The organism is Streptomyces sp. NPDC002054 (assembly GCF_040296685.1).
In the GTDB taxonomy this organism is placed as follows: domain Bacteria; phylum Actinomycetota; class Actinomycetes; order Streptomycetales; family Streptomycetaceae; genus Streptomyces.
Map to the genome: position 1 here is coordinate 95664 of NZ_JBEOXT010000031.1, position 25402 is coordinate 121065.

Sequence of the window (25402 nt, forward strand, 5' to 3'; positions counted from 1 at the left end):
CACCCCGGCCCCGCGAAGGCGGCGAACAAGCAGGCCCGCGCCAGGAGCCCCGTGCTCCCCTAGCCGTGGACGTCCACGAGCGTGGTTACCACGACAGACATGATCTTCTTCATGTGCTGCAAACGAGGGAGCCCCGCACCCGGTCACGCCTGATGATCACCTCCGGGTGCGACACCGCGAAACCCCCCATACGCTCCGAAATGTGACGCCTCCGAAGCAACGCACGCCGCCCGCCCCCGTGGCGGTCCGCGCCGTGCTGGCCCTCGCCGCCGCGCTGCTGGCGTGCGCGGTGGGAGCCGCACCGCAAGCCCGGGCCGACGACCCCATCACCCTGTCCTCGGAGGGCCAGATCACCGACCGGGTCGGGGCGCTGGGCGACCGGAAGGATGCCGTCACCGCGGCTCTCGACAAGCTGTACGCCGACCGGCGGGTCCAGCTGTTCGTCGCCTACGTACGCGATTTCTCCGGGCGTTCCGCCCAGAGCTGGGCCGATGCCACCGCCCAGCGCAACGGGCTCGGCCAGAACGACGTGCTGCTCGCCGTCGCGACCGGGGCCCGGCAGTACGCCTATTCGGCCGATGTCGACTCCGGTTTCACCGAGGAGCAGCTCGCCACGGTCGCGCAGACCGCCATCGAGCCGGCCCTGAAGCAGAACGACTGGCCGGGGGCCGCCATCGGTGCCGCGAACGGCTACAACGCCGTGCTCGGCGGCCGGCCGGTGCCCGTGCCCACCATCACCCCGGGCCCGGCGGACCCCGGCGGTGACCAGGCCGGCGGCGAGAGCGGGGCCGGGGACTTCGTGCTGCCGGTGGTCGCGGTCGGGGCGGCCGGTGCGCTGGGCGTGTACGCGTACACCCGCAGCAAGCGCCGCAAGGGCCGGGCCGGCGGCGGGGGCGGCAGCGGCGGTGCGGCCGGGGCCGGCTGGGGTGGCCAGGCCGCAGGCGGCCTGCCGTTGCCCGAGCTGGACGCCAAGGCCAAGGCGCTGCTGGTGGAGACGGACGACGCGGTCCGCACCAGCACCGAGGAGCTGGGGTTCGCGACGGCGCAGTTCGGCGAGGAGGCGGTGAAGCCCTTCGAGGAGGCCGTGGCCTATGCCAAGGACGAGCTGACCCATGCCTTCCGGCTGCGGCAGCAGCTCGACGACGCCTACCCGGAGGACGATGCGACCCGGCGGCGGATGCTGGACGAGATCGTGGCCCGCTGCTCCGAGGGCAACCGGCGGCTGGACGCCGAGTCCGACGCTTTCGACCGACTCCGCGCGCTGGAGAAGAACGCCCCGCAGGCGCTGGCGACGGTCGAGGCGCACTTCCGGGCGCTGACCGGCCGGACCGCCACCGCGGAGGCGACCCTGACGGCCCTGACCGGCCGGTACGCGGATTCGGCGGCGGCACCGGTGGCCTCGAACCCGGAGCAGGCCAAGGACCGGCTGCTGTTCGCCACCACCAGTCTGGCCGAGGCGCGGGCAGCGCTCGATGCCGGCGACAACGGACGGGCGGCAGTGCATGTGCGGGCCGCCGAGGGTGCGGTGGACCAGGCGGCCACGCTGGTGGATGCGGTGGAGCGGCGGGCGCAGGAGCTGGCGGAGGCCGCGGGGAAGCTCGATGGTGCGCTGACCGAGACGGAGACCGATCTGGCCGATGCCCGCGGTCTGCTCACCGGCACGCCGGAGGGGGTGTCGACGGCGGATCTGCAGGGCCGGATCGGGCGGGCGGAGTCGGTGCTGGCCGACGTACGGCAGGAACTGCAGGAACAGCAGCAGCGGGAGGAACGGGAGGGCGGCGGCCGGTACGACCCGATCGACGCGCTGCGCCGGGTGGAGGAGGCGGACGCGGCGCTGGACGAGGCACTGGCCGGGGCCCGGGAGCGGGAGACGGCGGACCGGCGGGCCCGGACTCTGCTGGACCAGGCGTTGCTCGGGGCCCGCAGTGCGATCGGGGCGGCCACGGACTACATCACCACCAGCCGGGGTGCGGTGGGCAGCACGGCCCGCACCCGGATCGCGGAGGCGCAGCGGCATCTGGAGCGGTCCACGGCGCTGGCCGGGTCGGATGCGGCGGGCGCGCTGGCGGAGGCGCAGCGGGCGGATGCGCTGGCCCGGGAGGCGCAGCAGCTGGCCGAGCAGGACGTACGGGCGTACGAGAACCCGTACGCGGGCCGGCAGCGCGGGGGCGGCGGGATGGGCGGCGCGGTGCTCGGCGGGATCATCCTCGGCGAGATCCTCGGCGGGGTCGGGCGGGGCAGCAGCGGCGGGGGCTTCGGTGGCTTCGGCGGGGGCGGCGGCTTCGGTCCCGGTCCGGGCTCCTTCGGGGGCGGCGGCACCCGGGGGCGCATGGGCGGCGGCGGCCGTTTCTGACTCACCGAACTCACCGCACTCACCCGACTCACCCGACTCACCCGACTCACCCGACTCACCGGACTCGGACAGGAGCAGAACGCATGAGCAAGCAGAGCATTCTCGGCCGTGTCACCCAGCTCGCCAAGGCCAATATCAACGCGCTGCTGGACCAGGCGGAGGACCCGCAGAAGATGCTGGACCAGCTGATCCGGGACTACACGAACAACATCTCGGAGGCGGAACAGGCGGTCGCGACGACGATCGGCAATCTGCGGCTGCTAGAGCAGGATCACCGGGAGGACGTGGCGGCGGCCGGCGAGTGGGGCGAGAAGGCGCTGGCCGCGAGCCGGAAGGGGGACGAGCTGCGCTCCTCCGGTTCAACGGCGGACGCGGACAAGTTCGACAACTTGGCGAAGGTGGCGCTGGGGCGGCAGTTGCAGTCGGAGAAGGAGGCGAAGACCGCCGAGCCGACGATCGCCGCGCAGACGGAGGTCGTGGACAAGCTGAAGGCCGGCCTGGACTCGATGAAGACCAAGCTGACCGAGCTGCAGGCGAAGCGGGACGAGCTGGTGGCGCGGGCGAAGACCGCGCAGGCGCAGAACACGATGATGGACGCGGTGAAGAGCATCGACGTGCTGGACCCGACGAGTGAGCTGAGCCGTTTCGAGGACAAGGTCCGGCGGGAGGAAGCAAGGGCAATGGGCAAGCAGGAGCTGGCGGCGTCCTCGCTGGACGCGCAGTTCGAGTCGCTGGACGATCTGGCCAAGACGTCGGAGATCGAAGCACGGCTGGCCGCACTGAAGTCGGGCCGCGCCGCCTAGTCCGAAGGCGGCCCCGCCCCTTGGCGGGGGCCGCCCCGGCAGCCGCGCTCAGCCGTACATGTTCAGCAGTTGCTCCGCCGAGAGTTCCGTGACGGGTTCCGCCCCGACGCCGGGCAGGGGCAGTTCGAACCAGACGGTTTTGCCGCGGTGGGTGCGGCGGGTGCCCCAGCCGGCCGAGAGGAGGCCGACCAGTTGGAGGCCCCGGCCGCCCTCGTCGGTGTCGCGGGCGCGGCGGCGGCGCGGCTGGGCGAGGTTGGCGTCCCACACTTCGCAGACCAGGGTGCGGTCCAGCAGCAGGCGGAGCCGGATCTCGCCCTCGCCGTAGCGGAGGGCGTTCGTCACCAGTTCGCTGACGAGCAGTTCGGTGGTGTCGAGGAGGCCTTCCAGGCCCCAGGCGGGGAGTTTGGCGCGGGCGAGTTCGCGGGCGCGGCCCACCGAGCGGGCCTCGCGGGGCAGCTGCCAGTCGCCGACCGCGTCCGTGGGCAGGCCCTGTACGCGGGCCATGAGCAGGGCGATGTCGTCCTCCCCGTGTCGGGTGTCGAGGGTGGCGAGGACGTGGTCGCAGACGTCCTCCAGGGGGCGGACCGGGTCGGCGAGGGCCTCGCGCAGGCCGCGCAGGCCCTCTTCGAGCGGGTGGTCGCGGGATTCGACGAGGCCGTCGGTGTAGAGGGCGAGCAGGGCGCCTTCGGGGAGTTCCACCTCGACCTCCTCGAAGGGTTCGCCGCCGACGCCGAGCGGCATGCCGGGCGGGACTTCGAGGAGCAGGCCGGGGCGGGGGGCGCTGCCGGGTTCGCCGGGTTCCACCAGGACCGGGGGCATGTGGCCGGCGTTGGCGATGGTGCAGCGCCGGGTCACCGGGTCGTACACGGCGTACACGCAGGTGGCGAGGTAGACCTCGGAGAGGTCTGCGTCCCGGGAGTGCAGGGCGGCCCGGGAGGCCTGCTGGGTGCCTCCGGGGGAGCCGAGGCCGCGGGCGACCTCGTCGAGGGCGGAGAGGACCTCGGCCGGTTCGAGGTCCAGCAGGGCGAGGGTGCGGACGGCAGTGCGGAGTTCGCCCATGGCGACGGCGGCGCGCAGGCCGCGGCCCATGACGTCGCCGACGACGAGGGCGGTGCGGTGGCCGGGGAGTTCGATGACGTCGAACCAGTCGCCGCCGACCTCGGTGGCGGCGTTGCCGGGCAGGTAGCGGCAGGCGATGTCGAGGCCGGCGGCCTCCGGGTCTCCGGGGGGCAGCAGGCTGCGCTGGAGGATCAGGGCGCGTTCGTGTTCGCGCCGGTAGAGGCGGGCGTTGTCGATGCAGACGGCGGCCCGGGAGGCGAGCTCGACGGCGACGGCCCGGTCGCGTTCGCCGAAGGGCTCGCTGCCCTTGGTACGGGAGAACTGGGCGAGGCCGACGACGGTGTCGTGGGCGACCAGGGGGACGACGAGGGTGGACTGGACGAGGTCTTCGGCGCCGCCGCCCTCGATCAGCCGGGGGTGGGCGGTGCGCAGGGCGAGGGCGCCGGGTGAGGCGGCCGGGTAGCGGTGGATCTCGCCCACGGCGACCGGCGGGCCGGAGAGCGGGGGATCGGAGAGCGGGGCGTCGGAGACGGCGCTGGCGAAGGCGACGCGGCGGAGCGGGGCGGAGGGGGCGCGGCGGGAGCCGCAGCCGGGGAGGCTGGGTACGCCGGGGCCCTGGGGTCTGGCGGGGCGGTCGTCGTCGCCGAGGAGCAGCCCCTGGTAGAGGTCGACGGAGGCGAGGTCGCAGAAGCCGGGGACGGTGACGTCGAGGAGTTCGCGGGCGGTGGTCTCCAGGTCGAGGGAGTTGCCGATGCGGTGGCCGGCCTCGTTGAGGAGGGCGAGGTTGCGGCGGACGCCGGCGGCTTCGCGGGCGGCGAGGTGGCGGCGGGTGACATCGGTGCCGAGGCCGGCGACGCCGATGGGGAGGCCGGTGCCGCCGTGGACCCGGTAGAGGTTGATGGACCAGTGGCGGTGTTCGCGGCTGCCGGGGGCGGAGCCGCTGATCTGGAGGTCGGTGACGGCTTCGCCGGTCTCCAGGACGCGCCGGAGGGCGCGGGTCATCCGGTCGGCCTCGCGCGGGGGCAGGTAGTCGTGGACGGTGCGGCCCCGGTGGTCCTCGACGGCTCCGCCGAAGACGGTGGCGAAGCGGCGGTTGGCCCGCTGCACGGTGAGGTCGGTGCCGAAGAGCAGGAAGCCGAAGGGAGATTGACCGAATATCGCCTGTGAAGCGGCGAGATCGGATTCGATCCGGCGGAGTGCGCGGACGTCGACCACCACGCAGAGTGCGGCGCGCTCGGCGGTCTCGGTCTCGGTGGGCATCACATAGATCTCGGCCACGCCGTGGGCGCCCTTCCCGCCGGGAATGCGGAAGGGGATGAGGCCGGTCCATTCCTTGCCGTCGAGGATCTCGGCCACCTTGCGGTGGCCGCCGGCCCGCAGTTCCGGGGGCATGAAGGCGTCGACCGGGTCGCGGCCCACGGCCTGGGCGGCGGTCAGCCCGAAGAGTTCCTCGGCGCGCAGGCTCCACTGGTCGATGAGCCCGTCGGGGCCGATCGAGAAGGACGCGACCTTTATGTAGTCATAGATCGAGCCAGGCGGACTGCTGTGCCACAAGGAGTCGTGCCAGGTCTCCCGGGGCACTCGGGCCTGATGTGCCTGCGCAGGTATTTCGCTCACGCGACCGTCCCCTCCAGCTCACCGCAACCGGACCGGCCATGACCGAAGTATTCAGCACCACGGGCATGGCTCGCACGGCGTTCACGATCACAGCAAGGTCTCGGTCGTTTTGAGCCAGGCTGTGCGCTCTCCCCCGGACCGCGTCCGAGGGGATCCCCTGCCGCTCTTCTTCTTGTTACTCACCAGGAAGAGCCAACTCGAACCACACTGTCTTGCCCGTCTTCCCGTGCCGGGTCCCCCAGCGCTGTGCCGAGACGGCCACCAGATGGAGTCCACGGCCGCCTTCGTCGTCGGGGGTGGCGACCCGCTCGCGGGGCGGATCCGGAAGCGGATCTGAAACCTCCACGAGCAGGGCGGGGCGGCCGGTGGGGGCCGTGGTGGCCTGATCCCGCCGGACCAGCCGGACGCCGATGGGGCCGGAGGCGTACCGCAGGGAGTTGGTGACCAGCTCGCTGACCAGCAGGACGGTCACATCGCAGACGGAATCCAGGCCCCAGTCACGGAGTTTTCCGAGCACCGCGTGACGGGCCGTGCGGACGGCACCCGGTTCGGCGGGAAAGGCCCATTCGGCGTAGTCACCGTCTGTCTCGATCACGCCGATCACTTCCCGGGCCGGCAACGGACCCCAGTGCGGTTCTTCAGGGACGAGATAGGGATATTTACGACATACCCGATATCGGGGGCATCTACCGCCCCGAACCTCGACCACCGGCGCACTGTGGCACGTACGGCCTACAGCGCGCCCCCGATGCGCCCCCCGGGCGCGGCGGCGCAGAGCCGGCGGCCGATCTCGGCGACCGCCGGGCGGTCCTGGTCGAGCCAGTCGACCGAGTCGAGTTCCGCGGGGGCGAGCCAGCGCAGTTCGTCGTGGTCCGCCAGCGCTTCGGGCTCACCGGACAGCAGCCGGGCGGTCCACACCTGGAGGACCAGGCCGGGCTTGACGGGCCATTCCCCCGGGATCCGCTCCAGCGGCTCGGTCTCCACGCCGAGCTCCTCGCGCAGTTCGCGCACCAGCGCCTCGGGGACGGTCTCTCCGGGTTCGGCCTTGCCGCCGGGCAGTTCCCAGCGGCCGGCCAGCTCCGGCGGGGTACTGCGCCGGGCGGCCAGCAGGCGCCCGTCACGACAAAGGGCTCCGCCCACGACCACGCGTACAGTCATGGGGCGGAGCCTATGTCACGGGTGGTGCGCTCCCGTTGGCGTACTCAGTTCGCGGTGGCGGTCTGTCCGATCCGCTCGACCCAGTAGAGCTGCTTGTGTCCGCGGTCGTCGAAACTGTCGACGACCTTCTGGGCCTCGGCCCGGGTGGCGTACCGGCCCACCCGGTAGCGGTTGCCGTTGTCGTCCTGCCGTATGACCAGCCACGGGAGCAGGGCACCGCTGTCGTTCATCGCGCTTCACCCTCCGCCGACGTACCTGCCCAGGAAACCGCATTGCGCATATGCCCGAGCTTACGCCCGACCTTCACTCAGCGGATACGTGTTTTCACCAAGAGGTACCTCACAGGCGTACGCATCCGGCCATGCGTACGAGTGGGCCGTGCGCGCCGGCGCACGGGGCGCGAACGACCCACCGGGAAACCGGTGTTGAGCTGCGCCGAAAGGGACGCCCCCGGACCGGTTCTAGCGGACCGGGAGGTGGTAGGAGAGGCGGTAGCGGTCCGCCGGGACGACCACGTCGGCCGTCTCGACGGCGCGGCCGGAGGCGAAGTACGTCCGGCCGATGACCAGGACCACATGGCCCGGGACCCCGCCGAGGGCGAGGAGTTCCTCGGCCAGGCCGGGGCGGGCGCCGACCTCCTCCACCACGTTGTCCACCACGAGGTCGATCGCGGCCATCCGGTCGACCACCCCGCAGCCGCCGAGCGGGCCCTCCTCGGGCAGCATCACGGGGCTGCGCCCGGTCACGGCGAGCGGCTCCCAGGAGGTCGACAGCATCATCGCCTCGCCCGCGTCCCGGTACACATACCGGGTACGCATCACCCGGTCGCCCGGCGCGATGCCGAGCCGGTCGGCGATCTCGGCCGGGGCGCCGGTCTGTTCGCTGCTGGAGTCCCAGGTGCCGCGGGCGCCGGCCTCCGCCTGCTCCTGCCGGAAGGGGGTGGAGCCGGCGGAGGAGCGGTACCCGGTACGGGAGACCCGGCGCGGCACCGGCTGCTCCCGGACGTAGGTGCCGGATCCGGACCGGCCCTCGACCAGGCCCTCGGCCATCAGGACCTTGCGGGCCTCCAGCGCGACGGTGTCGGAGACCCCGTACTCCTCCCGGATCCGCGCCTGCGAGGGCAGCCGGGTATGCGGGGGCAGGGACCCATCGACGATCTTCCGCCGAAGGTCCCCGGCGACGCGCAGATAGGCCGGCTGCTCACCGAAAGTCACTGGCCACTCCCATCAGGTTGACAGACAGCTACAGCCTGGCAACCGACGGTTGTACGCCGCAAGCAAGGGCCAGAGTTTCACTCGATGTGATGAACCGAGGTCACTCAAACCCCTTACCCAGGGTCACAGCAGTAGCGGGGGCGACCGCCGAATCGGTCGCCCCCGCCACTCACGCTCTTGTTCGTTCACGCGTCCATGGTTCGCATGTTCACGCGTTCACTGCTGGTCAGAACTCCACCGACCAGAGGTCGATCTTGCCGGTGTCGATGTTGGCGTTGTCGTTCACCCGCAGCTTCCAGGTGCCGTTGGCGACCTCGCTGGAGGCGTTGACCGTGTAGGTCTGGTTGATGTTGTCGGTGCTGCCGCCGCTGCGGTTGTGCAGGGTGTAGGCGGTGCCGTCCGGGGCGATCAGGTCGACCTTCAGGTCACCGATGTAGGTGTGCTTGATGTCCACCGCGACCTTCAGTGCGGCCGGGGCGTTGCCCGCGACCCCGCTCACGGTGACCGGGGACTCGACGGTGGTGTGGTCGTTGATCGCGAAGTCCGTGGCGTTCTCGAACTTCTTCCCGGGCGGCGGGGTGGTGCCGCCGTCGCCGACGAACAGCAGGCGGTTGGGCGAGCCGGTGCCGGGGCTGCCGACCACGTTCGGCGTGGCGGCGTCCACCAGTGCGGTGCTCACCTGGGCCGGGGTGCTCGACGGGTTCTGCGAGAGGTAGACGGCGGCGGCGCCCGCGACGTGCGGCGAGGCCATCGACGTACCGGAGATGTTGTTGGTGGCGGTGTCGCTGGTGTTCCACGCCGAGACGATGGAGGAGCCCGGCGCGAACAGGTCCAGGACGGCACCGAAGTTGGAGTAGCTGGCCTTGGCGTCCGTGTTGGTGGTGGCGCCGACCGTGATGGCCTCGGTGACGCGGGCCGGGGACTTGGTGTTGGCGTTGGTGGACTCGTTGCCCGCCGCGACCGCGTACGTGATGCCGGCGGCTATGGAGTTCCGCACGGCGGTGTCCAGCGCCGCGTCGGCGCCGCCGCCGAGCGACATGTTGGCCACGGCCGGCTTGACCGCGTTCTGGGTCACCCAGTCGATGCCCGCGACCACCTGCGCGGTGGTGCCGGAGCCCTGGTTGTTGAGCACGCGGACGCCGACGATCTTCGCCTTCTTGGCGACGCCGTACGCGTTGCCGCCGACGGTGCCGGCCACGTGCGTGCCGTGGCCGTGGCCGTCCTGGGCGACGTTGTCGTTGTCGATGGCGTCGTACCCGTTGAAGGCACGGCCGCCGAAGTCGCTGTGCGAGATCCGCACGCCGGTGTCGATGACGTACGCGGTGACGCCCTCGCCCGCCTTGTCGGGGTAGGTGTAGCTGCTGTTGAGCGGGAGGGCCCGCTGGTCGATGCGGTCCAGGCCCCAGGACGGCGGGTTGGGCTGGGTGCCGTCGACGGTGAACGTCCGGTTCTGCACCACGGACGCGACGGCCGGGTCGGCGGCGATCTTCTTGGCCTGGGACTCCGAGGCTTCGATGGAGTAGCCGTTGAGGGCCGCGCGGTAGACCTTGTCGATCTTCGCACCGTGCCGCTCGGCGACGGACTTGCCGCTCGCGAGGGTGGACCGGGCGGCGGAGTCCTTCAGGATCACGATGTAGCTGTTGGCGACCGTGCCGGCGGCGCCGGCGTTCACGATCTGGCCTTCCGCGGCGGATCCGCCGGCAGCCGAGGCCGGGAGGGCCGAGGCCGCGCCGAGCACGAGGGCGACGGCGGCCGTCGCGCTGAGGCCGGCGATCTTCCGGCGGTGATGACGCATCACGGACATGTGAGGGGTCCTCCTCATAGGTGGTGCGTTGCGGGGGGTTAAGCGACATGCCCATGACAATCCTTTGTGGCCAAGAGCCGGTCGCCTCCGAAAGGTTGACCCACCATCAGGTGGTCCCACAAGAGGAGAACGGATGCGTAACATCCGTGCCATGCAGCGGCCACGAAAGGGCAAAGCTCCGGCTCACAGCCGCCGCCCGATGCCCAGATCCGGTTCCGGCCAAGCCGGGCTCTGCTGCCCGCCGGAGCCACTCGGACACGCTCCGCGAAGCCCTCGGGGTGGCGCGCGCGGAGGCATCCGCTCCGGCACCCCGCCCCAAGGGCGGATTCCCGCCAATGCCGGGCCGGCCCGGCCGGACGGAGGCCCGGAGCCGCCGTGCCGGAGGGAGTTGTGCATTTTTCGTGAGCGGCCGGGCCACCGGGCGGGGCGGGGCGCCGCCTGTGTGCCGCTGTGTGCCGCCTCTGTGTCGGAAATCCGCCGGACGTCCAGCGGGGCCGTCTGATGAACTGCCGCCATGAACCCTCGTTCCGAACCGATCTCCCAGGCCGCGATCTTCACCGCCCTGCACGACCCGGCCGCCCCGCTCGCCCTCGCCAACGCCTGGGACGTGGCCAGTGCCCGGATCGTCGAGGCGGCCGGGGCCCCGGCCGTGGCCACCACCAGCGCCGGGGTCGCCTGGTCGCTCGGCGCACCCGACGGGGACTCCCTCGCCCGGGACCGGGTGCTGGACCTGATCGCGCGGGTGGTGGCGGCCGTGGCGGTGCCGGTGACCGCCGATATCGAGGGCGGCTTCGGCGCGGACCCGGACGCGGTCGGCGAGACCGTCACCGGAGTGCTGGCCGCGGGCGCAGCCGGGATCAACATCGAGGACGGGTCCCGCTCCCCCGCCGAGTACGCGGAACGGCTGGCGGCGGCCCGGGCCGCCGCCGAACGGGCCGGCGTCCCCCTCTACATCAACGCCCGCATCGACACCTATCTGCGGGGCGTCGGCGAGGCCGGGCCGGCCCGGCTGGACGAGACCCTGGCCCGGGCCGCCCGCTATCTGGAGGCCGGCGCCAGCGGGGTCTTCGTCCCCGGGGTGCACGATCCGGCGACGGTGGCCGAGCTCGCCCAGGGCATCCCGGCCCCGCTGAACATCCTGGCGAGCCCGGGCGCCCCGACGGTGGCCGAGCTCGGGGCGCTGGGCGTGGCCCGGGTCAGCCTGGGTTCGTGGGTGGCCGAGGCGGCGTACGCGGTGGTGCGGCGGGCGGCCGAACAGCTGGCGGCGGACGGCGGCTACGGGACGCTTGCCGGCTCCCTCGCCTACGGGGAGCTCAACGGCCTGCTCAAGGGATGAAATCCGGTTACTTGTAAGCCCCAACGAACGTAGGATCCGGCCGTGCCCACACCGAACGCTGCCGAGAGCAGCCACAAGGTCCCGCCGACCGGGACACCGGCCGGATCCGCGGCCGGATCCCGGCCCACCCGCAAGGTCGGCGGCGCGGTCTGGGCCGCGCTGGCCATCGTCTATGTCGTCTGGGGTTCCACCTACCTCGGCATCCGGATCGTCGTCGAGACCATCCCGCCGTTCCTCTCCGCGGGTGCCCGGTTCATCACCGCCGGCCTGCTGCTGACCGCCCTGGTGGCCTGGCGGCAGGGCTCGGCGGCGCTCAAGGTCAGCCGCGCGCAGCTGGGCTCGGCCGCCCTGGTCGGCCTGCTGCTGCTCCTGGGCGGCAACGGCCTGGTGGTGCTGGCCGAGACCTCGGTGCCGTCCGGTCTGGCGGCGCTGCTGATCGCGGCCGTGCCCATGTGGGTGGTGCTGCTGCGGGCGGGCTCCGGGGACCGGCCGGCCCCGCGCACCCTGGGCGGCGTACTCCTGGGCCTGATCGGGCTCGCGGTGCTGATCGTGCCCGGGATCAGCGGGACGGTGCAGTTGTCGGGGGTGCTGCTGGTCCTGGTGGCGAGCCTGCTGTGGTCGACGGGCTCGTTCTCGGCCTCGAAGCTGCCGATGCCGGCCAACCCGTTCACCGCCGGCGCGTACGAGATGCTGGCGGGCGGCGTCGGCGCGCTGCTGGTGGGCCTGGTCCGGGGCGAGCAGCGGGGGCTGGACCTGGCGGCCGTGTCGGTCCGGTCGTGGGTGGCGCTGGGCGCCCTGATCCTGTTCGGGTCGCTGCTCGCGTTCACGGCGTACTCCTGGCTGCTGGCCTCGGCGCCGCTGTCGCTGGTCGCCACGTACGCGTACGTCAATCCGGTGGTGGCGGTGCTGCTCGGTGCGCTGATCCTGGACGAGGCGCTGACCTGGCCGATCCTGGCCGGCGGCACGATCGTGGTGGCGGCGGTCGGAGTGATCGTCTCCACCGAGCGCAGGCGCTGAGGACGCGCTCGTTCGGGGCTTGTTCGGGGCTCAGCCGCGGGCGGCCCGGTCGTACAGGGCCTTGGCCCGGTCGTCGAAGAGCGCGGCCGTGGAGTCCACGTCGGTGTCGCCGCCGCTGAGCACCCCGATCAGCCGGCCCGGCTCGCCGGGGCCGGCCCGGTCGGCGACCCAGGGGCTGCCGCTGGTGCCCGTCCAGAACCCGGCGCAGCTGATGTACAGCATGTCGGGGTCGTCCTCGTCGTGGCTGGTCCGGGTGGTGCAGGAGATCGGCTTGTTCTCCGGATTGCGGTCCTCCTCCGGGTACCCGACCACGGTGACGTCCCGCTCGTACCCGGAGTGCCAGTCGGCCGCCGGCGCCTCCGTACGCCCCACCACGTCCTGGAGGCTGCGGCCGTCCCCGTCCGGCTGCACGGTCAGGAAGGCGTAGTCGGCGGTGTCCTCGCCCCACTTGGACCAGCGGTCGTCGACGTGGACCGCGGTGACCTTCCACAGGCCGAGGGGCTGCCGGCCGGAGCCCTCGCCGGAGAAGGCGGGGGCGAAGGAGAGGTCGCCGATGGCGAGGCCGTCGTGGGCGACCGTGCCCGGCTCTCCGTCCTTGCCCTCGGGGGCCACGCAGTGCGCGGCGGTGGCGACGACATTGCCCTTCGGGCTGTCCACCACGCTCGCGGTGCACCAGTGCTCGCCGTCGGCCATGAGCACGCCCACCGTGGGGAACGGCTGGGCTTCGGCCCGGCCGGGCCGGCCGGGCTGTCCGAGGTCGAAGACGGCGAGGGCGAGGACCGCCAGCGCCGCCGCGGCCACGGATATGCCCTTGGCCAGCGGGCCTATCGGGCTCATCGGGCGGCGGGGGCGGTCTCCCGGGTGGTCTCCAGGGTGCCCGCCGGGGCGGTCTTCGCGGCCGTCTCCGGGGCGGGGTCGGGGGTGGGTGCCGACAGCACCTTGCTGATCCACTCCAGCGACCCCTCCCTCATGCCTCGTACGTATGACTTGCCGTTGTGTTCACCATCCTGGATCACCTGGAGCCGAGTGTGCACGGGGCCCCGGCCGAATTCCTTCATGAACTTCTCGGCCTGGGCGCGCCCGCTCTCCGCGGTGCCGATCTGGAAGTTGATGTAGACCTCGGGGCCCTTGGTCTCGATGAGCCGGCGGGCGAGCTTCTCCGGGTTGTCGGCGTCCATCGCCTGCCGGTTCCCCTTCCACAGCGGGGAGTCGGGGACGGTGTCGACCCCGCTGGCGATGACCGCCTTGAAGCGGTCCGGATGCTTCAGGACGTGCTTGAGGGCGCCGAAGCCGCCCGAGGAGGAGCCCATGAAGGCCCAGCCGTCGCGGGCGGTGAAGGTCCGGAAATTGGCCTTCGCGAAATCCGGCACGTCTTCGGCCATCCAGGTGCCCATCTTGGGCTGGCCGGGGATGTCGGAGCCGTCGAAGTGGTTCTTGGTGTCCGCGTTGATCACCGGCATGACCAGGATGAAGGGCAGGCTCCGGCCGGCCTTGGCCCCGTCGGTCACGGCCTGCTGGAGGCCGAGGCCGGGGCCCGTCCCCCAGTAGTTGTTCGGATAGCCACGGCCGCCGGGCAGGGAGATCAGCACCGGGAAGGCACTGCGGGCGTAGGCCGGGTCGTTGTACTCCTTGGGGACCCAGACCCATACGTCGCCGGTAAAGCCGGACTTCGCGCCCTTGAGGTTGGTCTTGCCGATCTCGGTGCCGTCGGGGAGGCGGGCGGATCGGACGAACTTGGCGGCCGGGCCGGTCGGCAGCCGGGTCCCGGGCCGCGCGGCGGCCGTCGCACCGGTGCCGGCCGCGGCCTGTTCCGCCGAACCGTCGGCCCGGCCGAAGCTGATGGGCTCGCCCAGGTCGTTGAACACATCGAACTGGTACGCGGCGACGCCGCCCCCGGCGGCGAGGGCGAGCGCGAGCGCACCGCAGATCAGGAACAGGCGCCTGCGCCGCGGCCGACGGGGGGTGCGGGGGCTGCCGGGCCCGCGGGCGTCCTCGCCCTGCTGGTCTTGCTGCACGGAACATCTCCGACTCTTGACGACTGATCGCCTTTACACAGACTAGAGAGCCCAAAACGGCCGATCGGGTTGCCTGGCCGGGTCAGGCCCGCGCGTGGCGGTCGCCACGTCCCGCCGCCCGGCCCACCACCGTGTGCATCAGGTACTCCAGCGGGCCGCGGCGCAGCGGCGAGTCCCGCCAGACCAGCTGCCAGGTCCAGCACCCGGCCACCGTGACCGCGCCGAACCAGACGGTCTCCCGCCAGCCGGTGTCCTGCCAGTCGGCCAGGCCGGTCAGCGCCGTGAGGGCCAGGACGTGGCCGACGTACGCGGTCAGGGCCATCGAGCCCACCACGGTCAGCGGGGTAAGCAGCCGCGCACCGAGCCGGCTCCGGCCGGCGGCCACGGCAAGCCCGACCAGCGCGACCGCCACCCCGGCGCTGCCGAGGATCTCGGGCGGGGTCTGGCTGTACGGGTCGGAGACCAGCAGCCAGCCCCAGTCGGTGGCCGGGATCGCGCCGAGCTGGCCGGCCAGGATCTCCTGCAGCGGGTCCTCGGCGGCGGCTGCCCAGGGGTGGCTGTCCTGGATGGCGGTGAGCAGGGCCGCTCTGGCACCCCAGTTCTCCAGGGCGAGGTGGGAGACGCCGTAGCCGAGCAGGGCGACGGCGGTGCCACCGGCCGCGGTCAGCCAGGGGCCGGCGGGGCGGTGCAGGTCGACCGTACGGCCGAGGGCGAGGCCGGTCAGGACGTACGGGAAGTAGGCCAGGACCGGGTAGGCGCCGCTGACCAGCACCAGGTCCAGGGTGTGCCAGAGCCCGGCCGGGGTGGTCAGGTCGCGCAGTTCGGGGGCGCCGCCGCCCCGGCCCTCGGTGAGGTGGCCGAAGGCGGGTGCCACTCCGTACAGGAGGACCGGCCCGAGCAGCACCGAGGCAGCAGCGGAGGCGATCAGGGCGGGCGGCCGGAGCCGGGTGAAGGGCTCGGCGAGCAGGAAGTACACGGCGTAGAAGCCGAGGATGACGAAGACCGGCGGGTGCAGGGAGGCGAGGGACAGCCCCACGACGGCCAGGATCCCGCAGCGCACCAGGGTGGTGCGCAGGGTCGCCGGGGCGCGGGAGCGGGGCCGGGTGGCGCCCCGCGCCACGGCCAGCGTGAGGCCGGCGATGAGCGCGAAGGCGGCCGAGGCCCGGCCCTGCGGGGCGGTCAGCAGCAGGTCGGCGCCGCCGGCGGCCGGGCCGTCGGCGGGGTGCGGGCCAATGTGTACGACGAACATGCCGAGGACGGCCAGGCCGCGGGCGGAGTCCAGGCCGGTGAGACGTTTCGCCGGCCGGGCCCCGGCGGCGGTGCCGGCAGTGCGGCCGGTGCCGCCGTCGCCGGGCTTCGTCACCCCGCGTCCGGCTTCGGGGCCTTCATCACCTTGCTGGTCTCCTGCAGGGCGCTCTCCTTCATGCCCCGGACGTAGTCCCAGCCGTTGTGGTCGCCGCCCTTGATCTCGTGGATGGTCACCTTGACGGGGCCCTTGCCGTACTGCGTCCGGAACTTGTCCAGCCGCGCCCGGCCGCCTTCCTTGGTGCCGTACTGGAAGTTGACGTACACCTCGGGCCCCTTGGAGTCGATCAGCTTCTGGGCGAGCTTCTCGGGGTTGTTGGCGTCCATCTCCTTCTGGTGGCCCTTCCAGAGCGGGGAGTCCGGGACGATCTCGCCGCCGTTGGCGATCACGGCCTTGAACCGGTCCGGGTGCTGCATGACCTGCTTGAGGCCGACGAAGGCGCCCGAGGAGTTGCCCATGAAGGCCCAGCCGTCACGGGACTTCCAGGTGCGGAAGTTGGCCTTGGCGAAGGCGGGGATGTCCTCGGCCATCCAGGTGCCCATCTTGGGCTGGCCGGGTATGTCGGAGCCGTCGTAGTAGTACTTGGCGTCCGGGTTGAGGACCGGCATCACCAGGACGAAGGGCAGGCTGGTGCCCGCCTTGGCGCCTTCGCTGATCGCCTTTTGCAGGCCGAGGCTGCGGTCGGCCCAGTAGTTGTTCGGGTGGCCGTTGCCGCCGGGGAGGGCGATGAGCACCGGGAACCCGCTCTTGGCGTATTTCGGGTCGTCGTACTCCTTGGGCGTCCACACCCATACGTCGCCCTCGAACCCGGATTTCGCGCCCTTGAGCCGGGTCTTGGATATCCGGGTGCCGTCGTCGAGCTTGCCGGTCTGCTTGAACTGGGCGGCCGGGCCGGTCGGGAGCGAGACGTCCGGGTCGCCTCCGGGCGGCGTGGCGGTGCCGCCGTCCCCCTTGCCCTGGCCCTTCCCCTGACCCTGTCCCGCCGCCGGGACGCCATAGCTCACGGCCTCACCGTTGCCGTCGAACCAGTCGGTCTTCCAGTACGCCCACCCGGCACCACCGCCGGCCACCAGGGCCAGCACAACCGCCGACCCGATCCAGACCCCCTTCCGGGACCGCCGCACGGGCGGGGCGGGCGGCTGCGGCGGCTCTGCGTAGTGCGGGGCCTGCTGGTACTGCGGTGCCTGCTGATACTGCGGTGCCTGCTGCTGGAACTGCGGCGGCTGCTGGTACTGCGGGTACTCCCGGGTCGGCTGGTCATCAGGCCGCGGGCGCTGCGGGTACTGGTGCACGGACTTCGCTCCGAACGGTCATGACTGCCCACACGGGACAGAACGGCTGGTCATCCCCCTATTCCTGATGCACCAACGCCGCGCCGGGTTTCATATCCCGGCAAAGAGCTGACCGGATCTTCGTCACACCCGGCCCGGCGCCGCGGCGAAGCACCAGTGTGTACACATGGCACACTCGGTACACTTGAGCGCATGACGCAGCCACTGCCCATAGAGTCCATCCGCGACGTGCGCGCACACCTGGCTGAGGTCGTGGAGCGCGCCGACCGCGACGACACGCCCACTGTCATCACCCGTCGCGGCAAGCAGGTCGCCGCCGTGGTCTCCATCGAGGTGCTGCGCAAGTACCAGGAGTGGGAAGAGCGCGAGATCAACCGGATCATCGACGAGCGCATGGCCAACCCGGCCCCCGGCATCCCGATCGAGGACATCATGAGGGAGACGCTGGCGCGCGGTGAGTGAGTACCGAACCGCCTTCCGCCCCGAGGCACAGGCCGAACTTCGGAAGATCCCTCGCGACATGGCGCTGCGCATCCTGGCCAAGCTGACCGAGCTGGAGAGCGACCCCCTCGGATTCAACACCACGGCGCTCGTATCGCAGCCAGAACGCCGTCGCCTACGAGTCGGCGACTACCGCATCGTCTACACGATCGACAACGGAGAGCTCGTGGTGTGGGTCGTGCACGTCGGACACCGCTCCAGCGCCGCTCTCACTGCACCAGCGGTCAGTAGTGGTACCGGGCCGCGAGGATGACGATCTCTTTGTCCGTCACCAGGTAGACAAGGCGGTGCTCGTCGTCGATCCGCCGCGACCACGCCCCGGGCAAGTGGTATTTCAAAGGTTCGGGCTTGCCAATCCCTGAGAAGGGGTCACGCCTGAGGTCCTCGATGAGCCTGTTGATCCTGGCGAGCATCTTGCGGTCGTTCTTGAGCCAGGACGTGTAGTCCTCCCAGCCCTGATCCTCGAAGACAAGCCTCACGCGGCACCCGCACCTGCGTCCGCCGAGTCCGGATCGATCAGCTCGCGCTCCGACACGTTGATGTGGGCCAGGGCGTTCTCGTACGCCTTGAGTAGGCGGCGAGCGTTCACCGGGGAACGCAGCAGGTACGAGCCCTCGCGCAGCGCCGCATAATCCTCGGCCGAGATGAGCACGGCATTGCCGTGTTTGGAGACGATCTCAATGGCCTCGTGGTTCTCGTTGACCTTCTTGATCAGTGGAAAGAGTTCCTTGCGGGCTTCGCTCGCGGTGATGGACATGACCTGACCTCTTCCCTCAAGTGGTACCTAATAACGTACCACTCTCGACGCCTTCCGGCGGGTCCCAGCACGGGAAACGACAAGGGGCCGACTCCCGACGGAGTCGACCCCTTCTGCACTTCTCATTTGCCACGTCAGCGGCCTGCTGTTTCATCCGCTCACACGTTGAAGCGGAATGTCTGCGGACTGATCCTGACCTGCGACGGAGCCCCCTCCAGGGCTCTGACCTGGGGTTTCCTCGTTGGCGTGCGTTGGCTCCCGACGGCCGTTTACGGGTGTCCTGCGGACTGGCTGCGGACTGGCCGGGCGGGCGGAGGCCGAGAAATCCATGGTGCACCGGCGGGGCCGGCAAGGAGACTGCCCAGGTGAGCGACCGCTACCCCTCCCTGCTGCGGGCACCGCGTGCTGGATGCAGTGCCCGGTTCGTACGAGATCTGCCACGTCTGCTTCTGGGAGGACGACGGGGTCCAGTTCCGCTGGCCGACCATGGCTGGCGGGGCGAACAAGATCTCCCTGATCGAGGCCCAGCGCAACTACCAGGAGTTCGGCGCCTGCGACCAGCACGGCCGGCGGCACGTCCGCCCTCCGGCCGAGGACGAGCCGCTCGACCCCGCCTGGCGCCCCATCGACCTGACACGTGACTCCTTCAAGGACTGGGCAGCCGAGGACCGCGCCCCGTGGCCCGACGACCACTCGGTGCTCTGCTGGTGGCTCCCCACTTTCTGGCGCCGGGACCACCTGGCGTCATGACCTCCCACATCGAGACACTCGTCCGGCAGCTCGACGGCAAGGCCGACGAGTCTTACGACGCCCGCGCGGAGCTGATCTGGATCGGCGCCGACGCCATACCCGCCGTCATCAACGGCCTGCCTTCCCTCGGCAGCTTCGGTCAGCTGACCGCCATTGAGGTCTTCGAGGAGGTGGGCGATCCCCGTTGCGGCCCCGCTCTCATCGGCCTGCTGGGCCGACAACCCGACCGTCCGCGAATGGGCGGCCATGGCCCTGGCGGGCCTGGAGATCGACGGCGCCATCGAGCCCCTGCGCCGCGCCTATCGCGCCTGCCTGGAACGGGCGACGCCACCGGACTGGAGCGAGCCGGAAGGCATCCGCTGGGCCCTGACCGAACTCGGCGCCCGCACCCCCGCCGCTCACCGCGCGCCTACGAGCCGCCACTGCGGACGACGCCCCGGGCTGGCCCTCGGCCCACTTCACCGCGATCATCAACGACCTGGCCGACCACGCCCAGGTGACCCTCTGCTCCCAGTTCTGGCGAGTGGACGCCGGCCGCGCGTACAACATCTCCGGCACCGTCCTGGACTGGGATCTCGACTGGACCGCTCCTTGGGAGCACCTGGTCGAGGAGTCCCGCATCTGGTCCCTGCTGGAAGCCTCCGAAGCCCCCACCGGCGACAACATCTTCGTCGCCCTCACCCGGATCGACCGTACCGACCTGCACCCGGAGAGGTGACCGATGCCGTCCCAGCACCCCGACGAAATTGGCTACGGCCATGTGGTCAAGAGCTACGTGACGAGGACGTACGGGGGCCTCCCGCGCTACCTCGTACTGAACGGCGGGCGGTTCCTCGGCCCCCGGTGGTGGCACACCACACGTTTTACCCGACACCTCATCGATGACGCCGCCGCGATCACCGACGAGGAGCTGGAAGCCCTCCTCGGGTACGAATGGCGCGCGCGCCTCACCGCCGGCTGGCTGATCGGAGTCGACCGCCGCGAACGGTTCCGGGCGCGCATCGGCGACCTGCTCCTGGCCAGCGAGGTCTGCTACTCCGGCAGCGCCTACTGCTTCGCCCTGGCCCGCTTCGGTACGCACGCCGACGCCGAGATCCTCACCACCTACCTCGACCGCTACCTCCCGCGCGCCGACCTGCACTACGACCAGGCTGCCGCCTTGGGCGCCCTTCTCCGCCTCGACGCCCACCTCGGCACCCACCACGCCGATCGCTTCACGGAGCCCGACGGCCTCTGGGATCACTGGGGCAAAGGCGTGGGACGCCTCGGCTACCCCAGCCACACCCCCGCCGAACTTCGCCGCTGGACGGACCTCCACTGCGACTTCGCCTACGGCTGGTCCCGCTCCTGACCTCCCTCACCGAAGACGACGCCCCGCCACGGCACCGCGGACACCGCTGCCGCGATTGCGTCTGCTGCGACTCAACTCCTCTGAAATAGTCGGCAGATGAAAGCCCTGGTTCGAGACCGTCAAGAAAGGAAGCACCATGTCGTACTCACTGGTCGTCGGTGAGCCGTACCCGAGGCAGGTCAACTGGCCCAAGTCCGCGGTCAACCTGGTCCTCAGCCAGAACTACGTCGAGATCATCCATTCGTTCGACGGCCTCACGTCAGACGAGCTGACCGCCTTCACGACCGGCTCAGGGACGGTCGCGGTCACTGTCGGGGACAGACACTTGATGTGGTGCTACCGCTTCGACGCCCCGGCCCGCCCCGGCGCCCCGAAGGGGGCTCTCGGTTGGGGCGACGCGCCATGGGAGGCGCACCGCCAACGCGACCGCACTGTCGGCGTACCCGGGGAGCAAGGTGAGCCCTTCACCGCGTACATGGTGCTCGTCGATGCCTCGACCGGCATCGTCGAAGGTCTACGGACGGCCGAGATAGGCACAGAGGTCGCGGACGCACTTCGGCACGGCGTCGCCCGTCAGCTCGCGTTGCCCTACGACCACGAGGCCGCATCGCGTGAGATCGACGCGGTGTACCGACGACACCCCAGCACACAGAGCCTCCTGAGGGAGGCCATCGCAGGCCAGCGGATCCCTGCCCTCGACAACTGACCGATCAGCGGAAGCCAAGAAGATCGCCGATGCGCACGTCGACGAACTTCGCGAGAAGCCAAGCCCGTTGGGAGACGTATCCTTCCACCCGGATTGAAAGTTGAGGCAGGAGTCACGAAGGTGCAACGTTCCCTGCCATGAGCATCGAGCACCGTAGGCGATAGGGGGAGACGGCATGGAGCTGCAGATCACCGTCGATACACAAGGCGACGACATGGCGGCCCACGATCTGTACTACTGGCTCCGGCAGGATCGTGAACTCCGGCGCCACGCGCAGGCCGAGCTAGCACTGCCTGCCGGCACCTCTGGCCGCATGAATGCGGGAGAGACCATCAACATGTTCGTCAGCAACGGCCTTGCCGCCGCGAGCCTGTTGGTGAGCATCGTGGTTGCCTGGCGAACAGCCCGCCCATCGTCACCCGGGCCGGTCGTCTTCTCCCGCGACGGAATGACCGTGACAGTCCACGACACATCAGAGGACACTCTGCGTCGAGTCGCGGCCCTGCTGGCATCCACTCCTCCCGAAGTAGCGCCAGGGACCACCGGCACGAGCCTGGCGTCGGCGCCCTCCGTCTCCGAAGATCGGTGATACGCCTGCCTGATCCTGACGGAACCCGTGTAGTGCTGATCGGGGTGGACGAATACCGGTACTTCCCGCCCTTGCCGGCGGTGCGCAACAACCTCTCCGAGCTGGCCAAGCTCTTCAGGTCCCCACTCGGTGGGGACCTTCCGGACAGGCATTCCACGACGGTGCTCAACCCCGCTGACGTCAACAGCGCGCTCGACCCCGTACACCGGGCGGCGAGTGAAGCGTCGGACACTCTGGTGGTGTACTTCGCCGGCCACGGTATGCGGCTGTCCGATGGCTCTCTCCGTCTCGCCGTGGGCAACTCAGAACCGGGCAGGAAGCAGTACGCGTCCGTGGCCTTCGAAGACCTCCGTTCCGAAGTGTTGGACAGCACGGCTGCCAACAAGGTCGTGATCCTGGACTGTTGCTACAGCGGTGCCGCGCTGGAGGGGTTCATGGGGGGCACCGATGCGGTCGCGGACGAGACCATCATCGAAGGCACCTACGTCATGACCGCCTCAGCGGCGACGCGAGCGGCCATGGCTCCCCCGGATGCCCCACTCACAGCGTTCACCGGCGAACTCGTCAACGCGATTACCCATGGCATAGCTGAAGTGCCGGATCCGCTGGACATGAGCTCCCTGTACAAGCACGTGCATGGCCGGCTCAAGTCGCAGGGAATGCCCCTGCCCCAGCAACGAGCCAGCGGCCTGGGGCACGACATCGCACTGTTCCGCAACAAGTGGCGCCCACCCGCAGAGAAACCGACGCTCTCGGTAAAGCGGGAGGAATGGTTCCGCGAAATTCATCGCGAACTGCTCGGGCGCTTGAGGGATGTCTCGGCACTTGCCCAGGACCAGCTCCGCCCCGAGTTCGGCGACCCGGCGCTCATCCGCTCCCTGCTGGTAGCGCGAATCGCCGTCCACCTCGCCCAGGGCAAAAGCACGACGGCCATCAGCAGAATGCTCTCCTCCAGCGGAGTCTTCACCACTCCGCGACCCAACACCGACGAACTCTACGAACTCATCACCAAGGTCCGGTTCGCATACGAAACAGATGGCCTGGCCAACAGCCTTCCGTTCCTCGGAGGTCTGGGACTCTTCCCCTGGACACCAGAGAGTACGTACATGCTGCTGATCGAACACTGGGCTGCCCAGCGAGGCCGTACGATGCCTCGTCCGCGCGTGGAACAGGAACTCAGCGAGCTTTGGGACACCGCGGACACCCGTGCCCTGAGCGCGCACTCCTCACTGCCGTCCCTCCCACTGGTCGCTTATCCCGACCCTTGGGAGAAGCTGAAGGCCGAGCCGGATCACCGAGTCGGCACCGTCACAGCATTGATGCTCGGCGAGCGCGGTGGGGGCGACCGCGCATGGGAACACTGGATGTCCACTCGCCCCTGGAGCACACTCAAGGCCCGCCACCTGGTTCAGCTCGGCGGCGATCTCGTCCGGTGCCAGGCAGCTCAGCGGACCCTCGCTCAGTACGTCGATCCGGCACCAGCGGGCCATGACTCCCATGCAGTCCTTGTACGGGCGGCCGAGATCGTCGAAGAGCAGTTGAAGGACATCGCGCTAGCCATCGAAAGCATGAGCGCCATCGAGTACGACCTGCTGCGCGAGCGCACAGCGGACGAGCACTTCCAGGACGGTTGCCTTGCCACCTTCAGCAAGCACCTCCTGAAGCGCTCTCAAGTCTTCACGCCCTTCGAAGAACACAGGATGAACCACGGCACCTGGGCTGCGATTCCCTGGTGGTCCCTAGTCGTTCGCGGTGAACAGGAACAGCGGGCGGTTGAGGGCTTCCTGAAACGCGACGGCCTCCGACTGGGCGTCGCCGCCGAAAGTCCCGACGCCGACGAGCTCGTCATCAGCTGCGAGGAACCCGACCTCGGACCTTCATGGATTGCCGCCCGGCTCGTCTTCGATCTCCGCGACGTCGTACAGGCCTGCGAGTTGCTCCTTCTGGGGCGGCGGCAATCCGTGGTCGTGGACTTCCTCACCGAGGACATCGACGAGTGGGGCGATCGGCAACTGCATCTGGCCGGAAGTCTCGACCACTCGCTCGGGCTGGAGATCGGAGCGACACTGACCGATGTCGCAACCCGCGCCCTGCGCCGACTCCTGCCCGATTCTGCCGGCCCGTCGCTTCATCACGAGGGCGTACCGGCACTTGATCGACTCCTCGGCTCGTCACGACTTCCGAGGATCGCCCGCTGCCCTCGCTAGCCGGCATCCACGCACGTTCGGACGAGGTCCATATTCTTGAACGATGATGACGGGCATGGACGTCGCGCCCTCGGAATGACAGAAGCGCATTCGACGGTCGGCGCCGACACGCACTGGTCGCCGCATCGCGCGGACTGCTGCGGACAGCTGAGGACAGCTGAGGACAGCAAGGCTCCCTGACTTGCGTCGCCGCAGGTCAGGGAGCCTCTGAAGTCTTACTCAGACGTTGAAGCGGAACTCCACCACGTCGCCGTCCTGCATCACGTAGTCCTTGCCCTCCATGCGGGCCTTGCCCTTGGCGCGGGCCTCGGTGACCGAGCCGCAGGCGACCAGGTCTGCGAAGGAGATGACCTCGGCCTTGATGAAGCCGCGCTGGAAGTCGGTGTGGATCACGCCCGCCGCCTCCGGGGCGGTGGCGCCCTTCTTGATGGTCCAGGCGCGGGTTTCCTTCGGGCCGGCCGTCAGGTAGGTCTGAAGGCCCAGGGTGTCGAAGCCGACGCGGCCCAGGGTGGCGAGGCCCGGCTCGTCCTGGCCGACCGACTGGAGGAGTTCGAGGGCCTCCTCGTCGTCGAGCTCGGCGAGGTCCGCCTCCAGCTTGGCGTTCAGGAAGATGGCCTCCGCCGGGGCGACCAGGGCCGACTGCTCGGCCTTGAAGGCGTCGTCCGTCAGCTCGTCCTCGTCGACGTTGAAGACGTAGAGGAAGGGCTTGGTGGTGAGGAGGTGCAGCTCGTGCAGGAGCTCGCCCTGCTCGGTGCCCTTGGTGATGCCCTTGGAGAACAGGGTGTCGCCCGCTTCGAGGATCTTCTTGGCCTCGATGACGGCCGCGAGGACCGCGACCTTCTCCTTCTGGAGGCGGGACTCCTTCGTCAGGCGCGGCTCCGCCTTCTCGATGGACTGGAGGTCGGCGAGGATCAGCTCGGTGTTGATCGTCTCGATGTCGTCCTTCGGCGAGACCTTGCCGTCGACGTGCACGACGTTCTCGTCCTTGAAGGCACGGATGACCTGACAGATCGCGTCCGACTCGCGGATGTTGGCGAGGAACTTGTTGCCCAGGCCCTCGCCCTCCGAGGCGCCGCGCACGATGCCCGCGATGTCGACGAAGTCCACCGTCGCCGGGAGGACCTTCGCCGAGCCGAAGATGCCGGCAAGGACCGCCAGGCGCGGGTCCGGGACGCCGACCACGCCCACGTTCGGCTCGATGGTGGCGAACGGGTAGTTGGCCGCCAGCACGTCGTTCTTGGTCAGGGCGTTGAACAGGGTCGACTTGCCGACATTCGGCAGGCCGACGATTCCGATCGTGAGCGACACGTTGGCGACTTCCCGTAGCTGCTGGAGGGTACGGCCCGGGCATGGGCCATCAGACAGTTTACGCGTGTCCCGGGCCCCCGATCCGGGGTGTGGCGCCTAGCCTCGTGGGGTGGAGCAATACAGGGTGCAGTCACATCATCACCCCGCGCAGCAGCAGCGTCCCCGGCGGCGCAGATCGCGAGCAGGGGGAGGGCGAGCGCACCCAGCAGCGCCAGGGCGCCGAGCAGGTCGAAGACCCGCTTGGCCGGGGGCGGGGTGA

At 70.4% G+C, this 25402-nt stretch carries 25 protein-coding genes; 12 read left to right on the forward strand and 13 right to left on the reverse strand.

The window, feature by feature from the left end:
* The first annotated feature begins 202 nt into the window (after nucleotides 1–202).
* Together ABT123_RS26455 and ABT123_RS26460 are read left to right on the forward strand one after the other, a co-directional pair.
* Entirely contained in the window at nucleotides 203–2353 is a 2151-nt protein-coding gene (locus ABT123_RS26455) for a TPM domain-containing protein (RefSeq protein ID WP_502971056.1), read from the forward strand.
* A gap of 83 nt (nucleotides 2354–2436) precedes the next feature.
* Nucleotides 2437–3156 carry a PspA/IM30 family protein gene (locus tag ABT123_RS26460; protein ID WP_351319037.1) on the forward strand — a complete coding sequence of 240 codons (720 nt, stop codon included), beginning with the start codon at nucleotides 2437–2439 and terminating at the stop codon, nucleotides 3154–3156.
* Between the two features lie 48 nt (nucleotides 3157–3204).
* Here ABT123_RS26460 and ABT123_RS26465 read toward each other — a convergent pair whose 3' ends face one another.
* The 6 genes from ABT123_RS26465 to ABT123_RS26490 all read right to left on the reverse strand — a co-directional run bounded on the left by ABT123_RS26465 (nucleotide 3205) and on the right by ABT123_RS26490 (nucleotide 10008).
* Nucleotides 3205–5823, reverse strand: coding sequence for a SpoIIE family protein phosphatase (locus ABT123_RS26465; protein WP_502971059.1), 2619 nt, complete (start codon nucleotides 5821–5823; stop codon nucleotides 3205–3207).
* Between the two features lie 184 nt (nucleotides 5824–6007).
* Nucleotides 6008–6436 (reverse strand): ATP-binding protein, encoded by a 429-nt coding sequence (locus ABT123_RS26470; protein ID WP_351319092.1) that lies wholly within the window; start codon nucleotides 6434–6436, stop codon nucleotides 6008–6010.
* 128 nt (nucleotides 6437–6564) lie between these two features.
* Nucleotides 6565–6990, reverse strand: a complete 426-nt coding sequence (locus tag ABT123_RS26475) for a (deoxy)nucleoside triphosphate pyrophosphohydrolase (protein ID WP_351319038.1) — start codon at nucleotides 6988–6990, stop codon at nucleotides 6565–6567.
* A gap of 44 nt (nucleotides 6991–7034) precedes the next feature.
* Nucleotides 7035–7220, reverse strand: a complete 186-nt coding sequence (locus tag ABT123_RS26480) for an SPOR domain-containing protein (protein WP_351319039.1) — start codon at nucleotides 7218–7220, stop codon at nucleotides 7035–7037.
* A gap of 231 nt (nucleotides 7221–7451) precedes the next feature.
* Nucleotides 7452–8204 carry a GntR family transcriptional regulator gene (locus ABT123_RS26485; protein ID WP_351319040.1) on the reverse strand — a complete coding sequence of 251 codons (753 nt, stop codon included), beginning with the start codon at nucleotides 8202–8204 and terminating at the stop codon, nucleotides 7452–7454.
* 226 nt (nucleotides 8205–8430) lie between these two features.
* Entirely contained in the window at nucleotides 8431–10008 is a 1578-nt protein-coding gene (locus tag ABT123_RS26490) for a S8 family peptidase (protein ID WP_351319042.1), read from the reverse strand.
* A 514-nt stretch (nucleotides 10009–10522) separates the two neighbouring features.
* On the opposite strand from ABT123_RS26490, the gene ABT123_RS26495 reads away from it, so the two are divergent.
* Nucleotides 10523–11344, forward strand: coding sequence for an isocitrate lyase/PEP mutase family protein (locus ABT123_RS26495; protein WP_351319044.1), 822 nt, complete (start codon nucleotides 10523–10525; stop codon nucleotides 11342–11344).
* 42 nt (nucleotides 11345–11386) lie between these two features.
* A complete protein-coding gene (locus ABT123_RS26500; RefSeq protein WP_502971057.1) occupies nucleotides 11387–12361 on the forward strand; it encodes an EamA family transporter in 975 nt (324 codons plus the stop codon).
* A 30-nt stretch (nucleotides 12362–12391) separates the two neighbouring features.
* On the opposite strand, the gene ABT123_RS26505 is transcribed toward ABT123_RS26500, so the two are convergent.
* From ABT123_RS26505 to ABT123_RS26520, 4 genes are all read right to left on the reverse strand, one after another.
* Nucleotides 12392–13198 (reverse strand): trypsin-like serine peptidase, encoded by an 807-nt coding sequence (locus ABT123_RS26505; RefSeq protein WP_351319046.1) that lies wholly within the window; start codon nucleotides 13196–13198, stop codon nucleotides 12392–12394.
* The gene (locus tag ABT123_RS26510; RefSeq protein WP_351319048.1) at nucleotides 13195–14376 is read right to left on the reverse strand and encodes an alpha/beta hydrolase; all 1182 of its coding nucleotides are present in this window, start codon (nucleotides 14374–14376) and stop codon (nucleotides 13195–13197) included. The genes ABT123_RS26505 and ABT123_RS26510 overlap by 4 nt, the downstream gene beginning before the upstream one ends.
* 82 nt (nucleotides 14377–14458) lie before the next feature.
* The gene (locus tag ABT123_RS26515; RefSeq protein ID WP_351319050.1) at nucleotides 14459–15739 is read right to left on the reverse strand and encodes a DUF418 domain-containing protein; all 1281 of its coding nucleotides are present in this window, start codon (nucleotides 15737–15739) and stop codon (nucleotides 14459–14461) included.
* Nucleotides 15736–16974 (reverse strand): alpha/beta hydrolase, encoded by a 1239-nt coding sequence (locus ABT123_RS26520; RefSeq protein WP_351319052.1) that lies wholly within the window; start codon nucleotides 16972–16974, stop codon nucleotides 15736–15738. Before ABT123_RS26520 ends, ABT123_RS26515 begins: the two co-directional genes overlap by 4 nt.
* 192 nt (nucleotides 16975–17166) lie before the next feature.
* On the opposite strand from ABT123_RS26520, the gene ABT123_RS26525 reads away from it, so the two are divergent.
* Together ABT123_RS26525 and ABT123_RS26530 are read left to right on the forward strand one after the other, a co-directional pair.
* Nucleotides 17167–17436 (forward strand): type II toxin-antitoxin system Phd/YefM family antitoxin, encoded by a 270-nt coding sequence (locus ABT123_RS26525; protein WP_351155685.1) that lies wholly within the window; start codon nucleotides 17167–17169, stop codon nucleotides 17434–17436.
* The gene (locus ABT123_RS26530; protein WP_351319054.1) at nucleotides 17429–17728 is read left to right on the forward strand and encodes a type II toxin-antitoxin system RelE family toxin; all 300 of its coding nucleotides are present in this window, start codon (nucleotides 17429–17431) and stop codon (nucleotides 17726–17728) included. Before ABT123_RS26525 ends, ABT123_RS26530 begins: the two co-directional genes overlap by 8 nt.
* Here ABT123_RS26530 and ABT123_RS26535 read toward each other — a convergent pair.
* A complete protein-coding gene (locus ABT123_RS26535) occupies nucleotides 17700–17954 on the reverse strand; it encodes a Txe/YoeB family addiction module toxin (protein ID WP_351319056.1) in 255 nt (84 codons plus the stop codon). The two genes, ABT123_RS26530 and ABT123_RS26535, sit on opposite strands and share 29 nt — an antisense overlap.
* Nucleotides 17951–18232, reverse strand: a complete 282-nt coding sequence (locus tag ABT123_RS26540) for a type II toxin-antitoxin system Phd/YefM family antitoxin (protein WP_351319058.1) — start codon at nucleotides 18230–18232, stop codon at nucleotides 17951–17953. Before ABT123_RS26540 ends, ABT123_RS26535 begins: the two co-directional genes overlap by 4 nt.
* A gap of 402 nt (nucleotides 18233–18634) precedes the next feature.
* On the opposite strand from ABT123_RS26540, the gene ABT123_RS26545 reads away from it, so the two are divergent.
* From ABT123_RS26545 to ABT123_RS26570, 6 genes are all read left to right on the forward strand, one after another.
* Nucleotides 18635–18982 carry a CPCC family cysteine-rich protein gene (locus ABT123_RS26545; RefSeq protein WP_351319060.1) on the forward strand — a complete coding sequence of 116 codons (348 nt, stop codon included), beginning with the start codon at nucleotides 18635–18637 and terminating at the stop codon, nucleotides 18980–18982.
* A 496-nt stretch (nucleotides 18983–19478) separates the two neighbouring features.
* Nucleotides 19479–19700, forward strand: a complete 222-nt coding sequence (locus ABT123_RS26550; RefSeq protein WP_351319062.1) for a hypothetical protein — start codon at nucleotides 19479–19481, stop codon at nucleotides 19698–19700.
* Nucleotides 19701–19703: 3 nt separating this feature from the next.
* A complete protein-coding gene (locus ABT123_RS26555; protein ID WP_351319064.1) occupies nucleotides 19704–20333 on the forward strand; it encodes a DUF6000 family protein in 630 nt (209 codons plus the stop codon).
* A 136-nt stretch (nucleotides 20334–20469) separates the two neighbouring features.
* A complete protein-coding gene (locus ABT123_RS26560; protein ID WP_351319066.1) occupies nucleotides 20470–21039 on the forward strand; it encodes a hypothetical protein in 570 nt (189 codons plus the stop codon).
* Nucleotides 21040–21214: 175 nt separating this feature from the next.
* Nucleotides 21215–21628 (forward strand): effector-associated constant component EACC1, encoded by a 414-nt coding sequence (locus ABT123_RS26565; protein WP_351319068.1) that lies wholly within the window; start codon nucleotides 21215–21217, stop codon nucleotides 21626–21628.
* 32 nt (nucleotides 21629–21660) lie between these two features.
* Nucleotides 21661–23835 carry a caspase, EACC1-associated type gene (locus tag ABT123_RS26570; RefSeq protein ID WP_351319070.1) on the forward strand — a complete coding sequence of 725 codons (2175 nt, stop codon included), beginning with the start codon at nucleotides 21661–21663 and terminating at the stop codon, nucleotides 23833–23835.
* A gap of 219 nt (nucleotides 23836–24054) precedes the next feature.
* On the opposite strand, the gene ychF is transcribed toward ABT123_RS26570, so the two are convergent.
* Nucleotides 24055–25143, reverse strand: a complete 1089-nt coding sequence (gene ychF / locus ABT123_RS26575; RefSeq protein WP_351319072.1) for a redox-regulated ATPase YchF — start codon at nucleotides 25141–25143, stop codon at nucleotides 24055–24057.
* Nucleotides 25144–25402: the final 259 nt, after the last annotated feature.

Coding starts and splice junctions, on each gene's coding strand:
- ABT123_RS26475 (WP_351319038.1), bottom strand. CDS start 6,990: ATGACTGTACGCGTGGTCGTGGGCGGAGCCCTTTGTCGTGACGGGCGC.
- ABT123_RS26560 (WP_351319066.1), top strand. CDS start 20,470: ATGTCGTACTCACTGGTCGTCGGTGAGCCGTACCCGAGGCAGGTCAAC.
- ABT123_RS26480 (WP_351319039.1), bottom strand. CDS start 7,220: ATGAACGACAGCGGTGCCCTGCTCCCGTGGCTGGTCATACGGCAGGAC.
- ABT123_RS26490 (WP_351319042.1), bottom strand. CDS start 10,008: ATGTCCGTGATGCGTCATCACCGCCGGAAGATCGCCGGCCTCAGCGCG.
- ABT123_RS26565 (WP_351319068.1), top strand. CDS start 21,215: ATGGAGCTGCAGATCACCGTCGATACACAAGGCGACGACATGGCGGCC.
- ABT123_RS26505 (WP_351319046.1), bottom strand. CDS start 13,198: ATGAGCCCGATAGGCCCGCTGGCCAAGGGCATATCCGTGGCCGCGGCG.
- ABT123_RS26460 (WP_351319037.1), top strand. CDS start 2,437: ATGAGCAAGCAGAGCATTCTCGGCCGTGTCACCCAGCTCGCCAAGGCC.
- ABT123_RS26495 (WP_351319044.1), top strand. CDS start 10,523: ATGAACCCTCGTTCCGAACCGATCTCCCAGGCCGCGATCTTCACCGCC.
- ABT123_RS26525 (WP_351155685.1), top strand. CDS start 17,167: ATGACGCAGCCACTGCCCATAGAGTCCATCCGCGACGTGCGCGCACAC.
- ABT123_RS26555 (WP_351319064.1), top strand. CDS start 19,704: ATGCCGTCCCAGCACCCCGACGAAATTGGCTACGGCCATGTGGTCAAG.
- ABT123_RS26540 (WP_351319058.1), bottom strand. CDS start 18,232: ATGTCCATCACCGCGAGCGAAGCCCGCAAGGAACTCTTTCCACTGATC.